The sequence below is a fragment of the Cellulomonas cellasea genome (genome assembly GCF_030372105.1).
In the GTDB taxonomy this organism is placed as follows: domain Bacteria; phylum Actinomycetota; class Actinomycetes; order Actinomycetales; family Cellulomonadaceae; genus Cellulomonas_A; species Cellulomonas_A cellasea_A.
Genome location: NZ_JAUDBQ010000027.1, coordinates 17172 through 30159 on the forward strand (window position 1 = coordinate 17172; position 12988 = coordinate 30159).

Annotated in this window: 10 protein-coding genes; all 10 read right to left on the bottom strand. The window is 73.5% G+C overall.

All coding sequences use genetic code 11. The features are described 5' to 3' along the window. Positions 1-78 precede the first annotated feature (78 nt). Positions 79-1068, bottom strand: a complete 990-nt coding sequence (locus QUV83_RS17530) for a DegV family protein (protein WP_354003961.1) — start codon at positions 1066-1068, stop codon at positions 79-81. Continuing rightward, positions 1065-4025 (bottom strand): leucine--tRNA ligase, encoded by a 2961-nt coding sequence (gene leuS, locus QUV83_RS17535; RefSeq protein WP_436231945.1) that lies wholly within the window; start codon positions 4023-4025, stop codon positions 1065-1067. Before leuS ends, QUV83_RS17530 begins: the two co-directional genes overlap by 4 nt. 52 nt (positions 4026-4077) lie before the next feature. Further along, complete coding sequence (locus QUV83_RS17540) at positions 4078-5091, bottom strand: fatty acid desaturase family protein (protein ID WP_289566226.1); 1014 nt, start codon at positions 5089-5091, stop codon at positions 4078-4080. Positions 5092-5308: 217 nt separating this feature from the next. Then, complete coding sequence (locus tag QUV83_RS17545; RefSeq protein ID WP_289566216.1) at positions 5309-6538, bottom strand: MFS transporter; 1230 nt, start codon at positions 6536-6538, stop codon at positions 5309-5311. Positions 6539-6656: 118 nt separating this feature from the next. Then, on the bottom strand, positions 6657-7361 hold the full coding sequence (locus QUV83_RS17550; RefSeq protein WP_289566217.1) for a metal-dependent transcriptional regulator: 705 nt from the start codon (positions 7359-7361) through the stop codon (positions 6657-6659). Next, complete coding sequence (locus tag QUV83_RS17555; RefSeq protein ID WP_289566218.1) at positions 7358-8290, bottom strand: metal ABC transporter permease; 933 nt, start codon at positions 8288-8290, stop codon at positions 7358-7360. Before QUV83_RS17555 ends, QUV83_RS17550 begins: the two co-directional genes overlap by 4 nt. Beyond that, positions 8287-9009 carry a metal ABC transporter ATP-binding protein gene (locus QUV83_RS17560; RefSeq protein ID WP_289566219.1) on the bottom strand — a complete coding sequence of 241 codons (723 nt, stop codon included), beginning with the start codon at positions 9007-9009 and terminating at the stop codon, positions 8287-8289. The genes QUV83_RS17555 and QUV83_RS17560 overlap by 4 nt, the downstream gene beginning before the upstream one ends. Then, a complete protein-coding gene (locus QUV83_RS17565; protein ID WP_289566220.1) occupies positions 9006-10016 on the bottom strand; it encodes a metal ABC transporter substrate-binding protein in 1011 nt (336 codons plus the stop codon). Before QUV83_RS17565 ends, QUV83_RS17560 begins: the two co-directional genes overlap by 4 nt. A 56-nt stretch (positions 10017-10072) precedes the next feature. Further along, positions 10073-11872 carry a metallophosphoesterase family protein gene (locus QUV83_RS17570; protein ID WP_289566221.1) on the bottom strand — a complete coding sequence of 600 codons (1800 nt, stop codon included), beginning with the start codon at positions 11870-11872 and terminating at the stop codon, positions 10073-10075. A gap of 54 nt (positions 11873-11926) precedes the next feature. Beyond that, positions 11927-12988, bottom strand: a 1062-nt coding sequence (locus tag QUV83_RS17575; RefSeq protein WP_289566222.1) for a hypothetical protein, incomplete at its 5' end; no start/stop codon positions are given.

Consider the following 12988-nt stretch of genomic DNA (forward strand, 5'->3'; position numbering starts at 1 on the left):
AGCGCATGCCGGGCGGCCGGGCGTGACGGCGCCTCTGCGGTCGACCGCAGGGCTCCGCTGGGGGCTGGGGGTGGCCGGTCAGGCGTCGGCGACGACCACTGCCAGCAGTCCCGATCCGACGTGGGCGCCGATCACGGCGCTGACCTCGCAGATCTGGACCTTGCCCGCCAACTCCCCGAGCCATGCCTCGAGCTGGTCGGCGAGCTGGGCCGCGAGCTCGGGTTGGCCGAGGTGGTGCACGGCGACCCGGGCAGAGCCCCGTCGACGCACATCGGCGACGGCGAGCGCCTCCAGCCGGTCGCGGGCGGCCCGACGGGTCCGGACCTTCTCCGCCACCTCGATGCGCCCGTCCCGCAGCGTGAGGATCGGGCGCAGGCCCAACACCGTGCCCAGGGCGGCGGCCGTCGCGCTGAGCCTGCCCCCGCGGCGCAGGTGGTCCAGCGAGTCCACGAGGAACCACGCGCTCGCCTGCGAGCCCACCTGCCGGGCGCGTTGCGCGACCTCGACACCGTCGACAGCCACCCGCTCAGGGCGGCGTCGCAGGTCGAGCAGGCGCCGCGCACGGGGCTCCTCCGCGCCGGGAGCCAGCGGATCGGGCCCGCCGCCCGTGTCGCCACGCGCCGCCTGCGCCGCCGACAGCACGGCGAACCCGAGCCCCATGACCACCGAGCGCGAGTCGACGACGTGCACGGGCACCGGCGCCGCCAGCGCGGCGACCTGGGCTGAGCGGACCGTGCCGGAGAGGTCCCCGGAGATGTGCATCGACACGATCTCCCGGGCGCCGGACTCGACGGCGCGCGCATACGCCTCCGCGAACGCGGCCGGGGCGGGCTGCGACGTGGTCACCCGCTCCCCGGCGTCGAGCGCGGCAGCGAGCTGCGCTGAGCTGAGGTCCACGCCCTCCTGCCGTCGCTCGCCGCCGATGACGACGTCGAGGGGCACGACGATGACGCCCCACTGCGCGGCCACCTCGGGGGGCAGCGCGGCGGTGGAGTCGGTGACCAGCGCGACGGCCGGCCCGGCGGGCCGCCCCCGCAGTAGGCCGCCGCGCCGGACGGGCGTGCTCAGGCCGGCACCACGTTGACGAGCTTCGGCGCGCGCACGATCACGGTGCGCACCGCCCGGCCGTCCAGTGCCCGCTGCACCCCGGCGTCGGCGAGCGCGATCTCGCGCAGCGCGTCCTCGGTGACGTCGGCCGGCACCTCGGCACGGCCGCGCACCTTGCCCTGCACCTGCAGGACGCAGGTGACGGTGTCCTCGACGAGGTAAGCCTCGTCGGCGACGGGGAACGGCTCGGCGGCCAGGGACTCGGAGTGGCCCAGCCGCGACCACAGCTCCTCGGCCAGGTGCGGGGCCACGGGCGCCGTCATGAGCACCAGCGGCTCGATGGCGGCGCGCGGCGTCCGCGGCAGCGTCGTGAGGTGGTTGTTCAGCACGATCAGCTTGGCGATGGCGGTGTTGAGCCGCATGGCCTCCATGTCGGCGGTGACGTCCGCGATGGTGCGGTGCAGCACCCGCAGCGTCTCCTCCGACGGCGCCTCGTCGGTCACAACGAGCTCGCCCGTCGACTCGTCGACGGCGTTGCGCCACAGCCGCTGCAGGAAGCGCTGCGCCCCGACCACGGCACGGGTCTCCCACGGGCGGGACAGGTCCAGCGGCCCCATCGACATCTCGTAGACGCGCAGCGTGTCGGCGCCGTACTCGGCGTACAGCTCGTCGGGCGTGACCGCGTTCTTCAGCGACTTGCCCATCTTCCCGTACTCGCGGAAGACCTCCTCGCCGTTCCACGAGAAGCCGCTCGGGACGGACTCGTCGGCCACGACCTCGGCGGCCGGGACGTAGACGCCGCGCGCGTCCTGGTAGGCGTCCGCCTGGATGTAGCCCTGGTTGAAGAGCTTGCGGAACGGCTCGACGCTGGCCACGTGGCCCAGGTCGTAGAGGACCTTGTGCCAGAACCGGGCGTACAGCAGGTGCAGCACGGCGTGCTCGACGCCGCCCACGTACAGGTCGACGCCGCCCGCGCCGTGGGTGTCCGCGGGGTTGTGGCCCGGGCCCATCCAGTACGACTCGAGTGCGGGGTCGATCACCTGGTCGCGCTGGTGGGCGTCGAGGTAGTGCAGGTAGTACCAGCACGACCCGGCCCAGTTGGGCATCGTGTTGGTGTCCCGGCGGTACGTCTTGGGCCCGTCGCCCAGGTCGAGCGTGACGTTGACCCAGTCCTCGTTGCGGCCCAGCGGCGCCTCGGGCGAGGACTCGGCGTCGTCGGGGGCGAAGGTGCGTGGCGAGTAGTCCGGGACCTCGGGCAGGTCCACCGGCAGCGCCGAGTCGGGCAGCGCGATCGGCAGGTCGTTCTCGTCGTAGACGATCGGGAACGGCTCGCCCCAGTAGCGCTGGCGGCTGAACAGCCAGTCGCGCAGCCGGTACGTGGTCGCCCCCGTGCCCAGGCCCTTGCGCTCGAGCCACTCCGTGATGACCCGCTTCGCCTCGGCGACGCCCAGCCCGTCCAGGCTGACCTCGTCATTGGCGGAGTTGATCGCGACGCCGTCGCCGGTGTACGCATCGCCCTCGAAGCCCTCGGGCGGCTGCACGGTGCGGATGATGGGCAGCTCGAACCGGGTCGCGAACTCCCAGTCGCGCACGTCCTGCGCGGGCACCGCCATGATCGCGCCCGTGCCGTAGCCGGCCAGCACGTAGTCGGCGATGAACACGGGGACGGGTGCGCCGTTGACCGGGTTGGTCGCGTAGATGCCGGTGAACACGCCGGTCTTCTCGCGGCCCTCGCTCTGCCGCTCGATCTCCGTCTTGGCCGCCGCCTCGGCCCGGTAGGCCTCGACCGCCTCGGCGGGGGTCGCGTGGCCGCCGGTCCAGGCGTCCTTCGTCCCCTCCGGCCAGGCCTGCGGGACGAGCTCGCCGACCAGCTCGTGCTCGGGCGCCAGCACCATGAACGTGGCGCCGAACAGCGTGTCGGGCCGCGTGGTGAAGACCTCGATCTCGGCGACAGGCGCGCCTGAGGCGTCGCCGGGCGCGGAGACCGGGAACCGCACCTGGGCGCCCTCGGAGCGGCCGATCCAGTTCCGCTGCATCGCGGTGACCTTGTGCGGCCAGTCGATCAGGTCGAGGTCGTCGGCCAGGCGGTCGGCGTACGCCGTGATGCGCATGTTCCACTGCCGCAGCGTCCGCTTGAACACGGGGAAGTTGCCGCGCTCGGAGCGCCCGTCGGAGGTGACCTCCTCGTTGGCCAGGACGGTGCCCAGCCCGGGGCACCAGTTGACCGGCGTCTCGGAGACGTACGCGAGGCGCTGCTGGTCGAGGACGCGGCGGCGGGCCACGTCGTCGAGGTCGGCCCAGGCCACGCCCTCGGGGACGCCCTCGATGCCGGTCGGCACGGGACGGGCGCCCGTGGCGTACTCCTCGACGAGCTCGCTGACGGGCCGGGCGCGGCCGCGGCCGCCGTCCGGGCGGATCGCGTCGGCGTCGTACCATGCCTCGAAGATCTGCAGGAAGATCCACTGGGTCCAGCGCACGTAGTCCGGGTCGATCGTGGCGAAGGTGCGCCGCTGGTCGTAGCCCATGCCCAGGCGGCGCAGCTGGCGCGCCATGATCTCGATGTTCGCCTCGGTGGTGAGCCGCGGGTGCGTGCCGGTCTGCACGGCGTACTGCTCGGCCGGCAGGCCGAAGGCGTCGTAGCCGAGGGCGTGCAGCACGTTGTCGCCGAGCATCTTGCGGTAGCGCGCGACCACGTCGGTGGCGATGTACCCGAGGGGGTGGCCGACGTGCAGCCCCGCGCCCGACGGGTACGGGAACATGTCCATCACGAAGTACGGGCGCGACTGCGGGTCGGCGTGCCGCCCCTGGCCGTCGGTGAGCGGGCCGGACGGGTTCGCGGCGAAGAACGTGCCGCGCTCCTCCCACCGGTCCTGCCAGCGGAGCTCGATCTGCTCCGCCATCGCGGCGTCATAACGGAAGGGCACGTCGTTGCCAGCGCCGGAATCGGCGGTGGGCTGGGAGGGAGCCTGCGAAGTCACTCCGCGAGTTTAGCCCCGCTGGCCTGGGCGGCGGACTCTCCGCCCACGGCGCTCAGCGGGCCGAGCGGAACTCCGCGGTGAGCGGGCACTGGAACGGGTCGCGCGCCGCGAGGCCCACCTCGTTGAGGTAGCGCACGACGATCCGGTAGGAGTTCACCAGCGTCGTCTCGGTGTACGTGATGCCGCGCGAGGCGCAGAACTCGCGCACGATCGGCTGCACCCGGCGCAGCGACGGGCGCGGCATGCTCGGGAACAGGTGGTGCTCGATCTGGTAGTTGAGCCCGCCCATGAACAGGTCGGTGACGCGGCCGCCCTTGATGTTGCGGCTGAGCAGCACCTGGCGGCGCAGGAAGTCGATCTTCATGGACGCCGGGACGATGGGCATGCCCTTGTGGTTGGGCGCGAAGCTGGCGCCCATGTACAGGCCGAACAGGCCGAGCTGCACGCCCAGGAACGCGAAGCCCATGCCGATGGGGAGCACCCAGAACACGAGCGCGACGTAGCCGACGAGGCGCAGCGTCACGAACGCGATCTCCACGGGGCGCCGCTTGACCGGGCCGCGGCCGAAGATCGTCTTGACCCCCGAGATGTGCAGGTTGAGGCCCTCGAGCAGCAGCAGCGGGAAGAACAGCCAGCCCTGGCGCTTGGCGAACCAGGCGGCGGCGCCGGTGCGCTCCTTGGGCAGGTCGTCGGTGGTGAACACGAGCACGCCGGACTTGATGTCCGGGTCGGCGTCGACGGTGTTGGGCTTCGCGTGGTGACGGCTGTGCTTATGCGTCCACCAGCCGTAGGACATGCCCGCGTAGAGGTTGGCGACGACGAGGCTGGCCCAGTCGTTCCACCGGCCGGAGGCGAAGATCTGCCGGTGCGCGGCGTCGTGGCCCAGGAACATGACCTGGCCGAGCAGCACCGCCAGCACGGCCGCCACGACGAGCTGCCACCAGGAGTGGCCGATGAGCACGAAGGCCACGACGGTGCCCGCCAGCAGCAGCGTGAGCACCGCGAACCGCGTCCAGTAGTAGCCGTAGCGCCGGCGCATCAGGCCGGACTCCTGCACGGTGCGCATCAGGTCGGTGAACTCGCTGACCTGGCGCTCGCGCGGTGAGTCGCCGGAGCCTGCGGGTCGCGCGGCCTTGTCGAGGCCGTCATCGGTCAAGGTGTGTGCCACGAGGGGACCCGTCTTCGTCGGCGGAGACGGGCTGCCGGTGGGCGGCGCGTCCGGTCGGAGTGTGCCCACAGTAACCCCCGGCGGGTGATCTAGTGCGCAGGTCCAGATCGGCCGGTCAGGCCCGCGACGGCGCGGGCGTCGGGCCCCGTCCCACGGTCGCCACGACGAGCAGGCCCGCCGCGGTGAGGGCGGCGCCGACCCAGGCCGGGGCGAGGTGGCCGAACCCTGCGGCGAGGACCAGCCCGCCGACCCAGGCGCCCGCCGCGTTGCCCACGTTGAGCGCGGAGTGGCAGAGTGCCGCGCCCAGCGACGGGGCGTCGGGCGACAGGTCGATGAGGCGCGACTGCAGGCCGATCCCGAGGATCTGCGACGTGATCCCCAGGGCGACGATCGCGCTGACAGCGGCCACCGGATGCGCTCCCCCGAAGAGCCCGATGGCCACCAGCGAGAGGATCGTCGAGCCGAAGCCGATGTGCATCGCGCGCGGCACCGACCGGTCCGCGAGCCGCCCGCCCAGCAGCGTGCCGATCGTCATGCCGACGCCGAACAGCGCGAGCACGAGCGGCACCGTGCCGATCTGCAGCCCCGTGGCCTCGGTGAGGAGCGGGGAGATGTAGGAGTAGACGGCGAACATGCCGCCGAAGCCGATGCCGCCGGCGCCGGCCGCGATCCACAGGCCACGGTTGCGCAGCGCGCCGAGCTCGCTGCGCACGGTGGTCCCGGATCCGGCGGGCACGCTCGGCGTCCAGCGGATGAGGGCGGCGAGGGTGATCAGGCCGAGCAGGCCCACCACGATGAACGCGAGCCGCCAGCCGAACTGCTGGCCGAGCCACGTGGACGCGGGCACGCCGACGATGTTGGAGATGGTGAGCCCGGCCATCATGGTGGCGACCGCGCGCCCGCGCCGTCCCGGCCCGGCGACGTGCGCGCCGAGCACCGCGCCGACGCCGAAGAACGCGCCGTGCGGGAGCCCGGCGAGGAAGCGGGCGAACACGAGCCAACCGGCGCTCGGCGCGACGGCGGCGAGGGTGTTGGCGACGGCGAAGGCCCCCATCAGCCAGAGCAGCAGGGTGCGGCGGTCGGCGCGGGCCGCCAGCGTGGTGAGCAGCGGGGCCCCGATGACGACGCCGAGCGCGTACGCGGTGATGATGTGGCCCGCGGTGGGGATCGAGACGCCGACGCTGGCGGCGATCTCGGGCAGCAGGCCCATGGTGGTGAACTCGGTGGTCCCGATGGAGAAGCCGCCGAGGGCCAGGGCGATCAGAGCCGGCTGGATGCCGCGTCGTCCGGCGCCGCCCGCAGCCGACGGGGAGGCCGGGCGCGCCTCGGATGCGGTCTGGACCATGCGTGTCGCCTCCCAGCGGGTCGGACGTGGGGGCCGACAGCCGGTCTCGGCATTCTCGAAACGATTCGACGAGGGCGCGTCGAATCGCCGTCGTCCACGTGCGGTGATGCGGGGAACCCTACCCTGCGGGCACGAGCCAGATGGCGGAGGCCGCTTTCTCCCCCAGCTCCACCGGGCGCTCGGGCTCGGTCGACCCCGCGGCCGGAGGCCGGACCCGCACCGCCGTCACACCCGTCACGTGCCGCCGCTCGGCGACCTCCACGCGGGCGTCCAGCACCAGGCCCACCGACTCCAGGTAGCGCAGCAGCTCCGGGTCGGAGTCCGAGATGCGGGCCACGACCCAGTCACCGTCGGCCAAGTCCCACAGCACCCGGGCCGGCGGCATCGGCACATGGCCGTCGGCTGTGGGGATCGGGTCGCCGTGCGGGTCCCGCGTCGGGAAGCCCAGGCGCGCGTCCATCCGGTCCACCATCAAGTCGGAGACCGCGTGCTCGAGCACCTCGGCCTCGTCATGCACCTCGTCCCAGCCGTAGCCCAGGACGCTCACCAGGAACGTCTCGATCAGCCGGTGCCGCCGCACCATCGCCACCGCGTGGGCCGCGCCCAGCGGCGTCAGCTCGATGGGCGCGTAGGGAGCGTGCGTGACCAAGCCCTGGTCGGCGAGCCTGCGCACCGTCTCCGAGACCGTCGACGCGCCGACCCCGAGCCGCTCGGCGAGCATCTTGGTGGTGACGGGCGCCTGGGACCACTCGCCGGCGGACCAGATGACCTTGAGGTAGTCCTGGGCGACGGACGTCAAGGCGTTCGAATCCGGGGAGCTCACGCGCCCAGCCTAGGGCCGAGGGCGGTGGCCGCCTGGGCGGGGGCTCCGGCGTCGGACCCGATCCCGTCGCCTCCCGCCGCCGCCCCGCCGCGCCCGCGCAGCCGGCGCAGCACACCCCGGCGCGGCGCGAACAGGAACACCAGCGCGAACACCAGGCCCTGGGCCAGCACCACCATGCCGCCACTCGACGCGTCCAGGTAGTAGCTCGCGTACAGCCCGGCGAACGCGCAGCCCCCGGCCAGCACGGGCGCGATGACCAGCATCCTGCTCATCCGCTCGGTGAGCAGGAACGCCGTGGCGCCGGGGGTGATGAGCATGGCCACGACCAGCACCACGCCGATGGCCTGCAGCGCGACCACCACCGTCAGGGCGAGCACCCCCAGCAGCAACGCGGAGAGCACACGCGGGGAGATGCCGACGGCATGCGCGTGTGTGCGGTCGAAGGCGTACAGGGTCAGGTCGCGCCGCTTGAGCACCAGCACCGTGAACGCCAACGCGCCGAGCACCACCACCTGGGCGATGTCCACATCCGAGACGCCGAGCACGTTGCCGAACAGGATGTGGCCGAGGTCGATCTGGCTGGGCGTCACCGAGACCAGCACGATGCCCAGCGCGAACAGCGTCGTGAACACCACCCCGATCGCGGTGTCCTCCCGTAGGCCGGTGGTCTCGCGGACCATCCCGATCAGCGCCACCGCCCCCAGTCCGAACACCAGGGCGCCCACCGCGAACGGCACGCCCGCGAGGTACGCCAGCACCACGCCGGGCAGCACCGCATGCGCGACGGCGTCGCCCAGCAGCGACCAGCCGATCAGCACGAGCCAGCAGCTCAGCAGCCCGCACACCACCGCCGCGACCACCGTCACCAGCAGCGCGCGCTGCATGAACTCGTACTGCCACGGCTCGGCGAGCCACTCGACGACGGTCATGAGTCCCCTCCGAAGGCGAGTGCGAGGTTCTCGGGCCGCAGGACCTCCTGCGGCGACCCGGCGGCCAGCACCCGGCGGTGCAGCAGGACCGCGTCATCCGCGAGGGCGGGCAAGGCGGCGAGGTCGTGGGTGGAGACCAGGGCGGCGACGCCCTCGGCGACGAGCTCGCGCAGCAGCGCGGTGAGCGTGGCCTGCGAGGACACGTCCACGCCGGCGAAGGGCTCGTCGAGCAGCAGCACCTGGGCCTCCTGGGCGAGGCAGCGCGCGATGAACGCCCGCTTGCGCTGGCCGCCCGACAGCCGGCCGATCTGGCGCCCGGCGAGGTCGGTGAGCCCGACGCGCTCGAGCGCGGAGTCGACCGCCTGACGATCGGCGGCCCGCAGCCCGCGCATCGGGCCGAGGCGCCCGTACCGCCCCTGGGCCACCACGTCGCGGACGGTGAGCGGGAACGACCAGTCCACATCCTCCGACTGCGGGACGTAGCCGAGCAGCGCCTCCCGGCGGGCGTCGCGCGACGTGCGGCCGAGCACGCGGACCTCGCCCGCGTCGGGGCTGACGATGCCCATGATCGCCTTGAGCAGGCTGGACTTGCCCGAGCCGTTCATGCCGAGCAGCCCGGTGAGCCGTCCCGGGAGCACTGTCAGGTCGGCCCCGTCGAGGGCCACGACGTCGTGGTAGCGGACCGTCAGGCCGCGGACCTCGATGGCGGCGGCGCTCATGAGCCCGACTCCGCGCCGTCGCCGGTGAGCCCGGCGACGATGGTCCGCACGTCGTGCGCGAGCAGCTCGAGGTAGGTGGGCACCGGGCCGTCGGGCGCGGACAGCGAGTCGACGTACAGCACCCCGGCGAATCGGGCCCCGGCCTCGTCGGCCACCTGCTCCTGGGCGGTGGAGGAGACGGTGGACTCGCAGAACACCGCCGGCACGCGGTTGTCCCGCACGAAGTCGATGGTCGCGGCGACCTGCTGCGGGGTGCCCTGCCGCTCGGAGTTCACCGGCCACAGCCAGGCCTCGGCCAGCCCCGCGTCACGCGCGAGGTAGGAGAACGCGCCCTCGCAGGTGACCAGGGCCCGCCGAGCCGGGTCGAGTGAGGCGAGCTCGCGCTCGAGCTCGTCGCCGAGCGCCGCGATCTGCTCGGAGTACGCGGCGGCGTTGGCGCGGTAGTCGTCGGCGTGCGCGGGGTCGAGCGCGGCGAACGCCTCGGCGATGTTGTCCACGTAGACCTGCGCCGCGGTGGGCGACATCCACGCGTGCGGGTTCGCGTGCCCCTTCGCCTCGCCCCCCGCGATGGGGATGGTGTCGACGCCGTCCGAGAGGGTCACGTGCGGCGCGTCGAGCCGGTCGACGAACTTGTCGAACCAGGCCTCGAGGCCCAGGCCGTTGTCGAGCACGAGGTCTGCGCGGGCCGCGCGGCGCAGATCGTCGGGCGTGGGCTCGTAGCCGTGGATCTCGGCGCCGACCTTGGTGACCGACTCGACGCGCAGGTGATCGCCCGCGACGACGCTCGCCATGTCCGCGATCACCGTGAAGGTGGCGAGGACGACGGGCCGCCCGTCCTGCGTCGGGCTCGTCGTGTCATCCGACGCCTCCCGGGCTCCCGCGCCCGCGCAGCCGGCCAGGAGCAGCACGGCGCAGACCGCGGCCAGGAGCGCCCGTGGCGCCCGCGCCGAGGCGTGCCGACGTGCGGCTACGGCCCGGTGAAGAGAAAAGTTCGGCACACCGAACATTCTGCCGTCCGGCGTCGCGCCGGGGCAACCTCGCGGTTACTGGCTAGGCCGCGCTCTCAGTTGAACGGCACGAGCAGCGGCGAGCGCGGCCTGGTCAGCAACGGCGACAGGGACGGCCACGCGACCCGCGGGCCCACCACCACCGAGGCGTCCGTGCCGACCTGCACCACCTGGTAGTCGAGGATCCTGCGGCTGTCCGGGTCGAAGCGCAGCAGCGTCATCTCCGCGACGCCGTTCAGCGGCCCCACGGTCGCCTGCCCCAACGAGGCCCCCGCCGTGCTCGAGCTCACGTAGCGCACCCCCTCGCCCGTCATCGACGGCCCCCCGCGACGGTGCAGGTGCCCCGACACCTGAGCCGGCACGCAGCCCTCGTCGAGCGCGGCCTGGCCCACCCGCGGCGTGTGCACCAGCAGCAGGTCGACACCGTCCGGGTCGGCACACGCCGTCTCGGCGAGCCGCGCGCCCATCTCGGACGCCGTCTCCACGTCAGCCGACGACGTGCCTGCGCCGATCCGCGTCTCGTTCGGGTCCCGGTCCCCCAGGATGCGCAGCCCCGCCACCTCGACCACGTCGCCCGAGAGCACAGTCGCGCCGGCCCGCGCGTACATCGCCGACGTCTCGCGGGAGTCGTGGTTGCCCGGCGACGTCACGATCGGCACACCGGTGGGCGCCGCTTGGGCGAACGTCGTCACGCAGTACTGCTCCACCGCGGTGCCGTTCACCGTCGTGTCCCCGGCGTCGAGGATCACGTCGGCCTGTGACAGCTCGGCCAGCGAGCGGATCACGGGGGCCATGCCCACGTTGCAGTGCAAGTCGGAGACGACCAGCAGGACGGTGGGCTCCGACTCCTCGTCTGACTCCTCGCTCGCAGTGGGCGTGGGCGATGCGGTGGCGGATGGGCTGGCGGACGGGGTGGCGGAGGGGGTGGCGTCGGCCGTGGCGCCCTCGTCTGCGGCGTCGTCAGTGACGTCGGGCGCCGGCACGCCCGGGTCGAGCCGCACCGACGGGCCCGACGGGGCCTCCGCCTGCTCGAGGAGCTCCTCCCGCTCGCGCCACGCGACGTGCAGCGCCGACTCGGCCCGGTCATAGAACTCGGTGTTGGAGCGATAGGCGTCCACGACGTAGCCGCCGTAGGTGTCGATCACGCCGCCGAGCCGCCCGGTCACCCGGGCCCCCTCGAGCGGCGTGCCATCGAAGACCCTCGACACGCGGGCCTCCGGCTGCGGGCGCGCCGCCTCGCCCAGGCTCGACGTGAGCACCCCCAGGCCCAGGCTCACCACCAGCACGCCGCCGGTGACCTGCCGGGCGTGGGGCGCCAGTCGCCCGGCGAGCTCCTCGCGCCGCGACTGGCCCATCAGCCACCGGCCGCCCCACCAGACGGCCGCCAACAGCGCGAAGGCGCCGATCGCACGCCGCGCCGCGTCGGTGAGCAAGGCCTGCGTCGCGTCGTGCACCGTGGCCTGGGGCCCCGCGAAGAACTGCAGGTAGCCCTGCAGGTCGCCACTGAGGGCCTGCAGGGTCGTGGCGGCGTCGACAGCGGTGAACGAGTCGGGGATCTCCTCGACGGTGACGTGGACGCCGAGCGTCAACGGCAACGGCGAGTCGAGCTCCAACGTGCCCAGCGGGCCGAGGTCGACGGTGACCTGGCTGTCCGTCGTCACGTCGTAGCGCGCCTGATGGGGGCCCAGGCTCAGGTCGGCCGTCGCCGTCGTCACCCCGAACACCACGGCCAGCAGGACGCCGACCAGCGCCGGCAGGCCCACCCGCAGCCAGCGCGAGCGCCGGCCACGGGCCGGCTCGGTGGCTTCGGCCAGCGGTTCGGGGGTGCGCTCAGAGGGCGCCGACGGCTCGCTCATCGCCCGCAGCCTAGGTCGAGATCCTTGGCGCCACGACTCGCCCCGGGCGGCCCGCTACTGGTAGGTGACCAGGTCAGGGACCGGTGTGACCTGGTATGTCTGGCTCGGGTCGAGCATCGGGAGGTCCTCGTCGATGAAGTTCTTCCAGCCCCATCGCACCCCCGCCGGGGCGCCCGCCTGGAGCGCTGCCCACGTGCCCGCCTTCGCGGGCTGCGAGCCCTGGCCGTCCACGTGGATGAGCAGCGCCAACTCGTCGCGGCTGGTGTCGAGGCGCTCCCGCTCGCTGATCATCCGCAGCGAGAACTGGTGCAGCACCAGCATCTTCTGGGGCAGCGCCCGCTCGCGGGTGAAGTCCGCGAGCCAGGTGACGACGGCGTTGACCTCGTCGATGCCCACCGAGCCGATCTGCCGCAGGTGCACCTGGTCGGGGGCGAGCCGCCACTCGGGGTCCAGGGCCAGGCTCACATGCGGGAGCGCGAGCAGGTCCGCATACGCCTGGGCCTGGGTGACGAAGTCGGTGCGGCCGGGCTGCAGGTCCAGCACCACGGCCAGGCCCGCCTCGCCCGCCGCCTCGACGAGCGGGCGCAGGTCCTCCACCGGGCGCATCCGCGAGTAGCTGCCGTCCTCGGGCCCCGACGAGGCGATCGTCGCGATCACCTCGAGCATCGGGACCACCGTGTCACCAGTGAGCGCCTGGTACTCGCCCGCGAGCTGCTGGGCGCGGGCGATCGTCGCGGGCACGTCCTGCTCGCCGAGCAGGCCCAGCGCCGGGGTGCCCGGCGTGCCGTACAGCGCGACGTACCTCTTGCCGGGCACGCCCGGCGCCGTCGGGAAGACGAGTTGGCCGCCGCCGGGCGCCTGCACGCCCGTGCCGACGCTCGCGAGCCGCTGGGCCAGCACCTCCTGCGAGCCGAAGGACGCGCCGAGGGCGAGGACCGGGCCGACGCCTGCGAGCGCCTCCACGGTGGTCGCGGACGCGCGCGGGTCGCCGCCCGGCACGACGTGCACCGGCAGCCCGGCGGCACGCGCGGTGGCGACAGCGGCGAGGTGGGCGGGGTTGCCGTCGGTGAGGACGGTGGTCACGGTGGCGGGCGCGGGCGGGCTGACCTGCGGCAG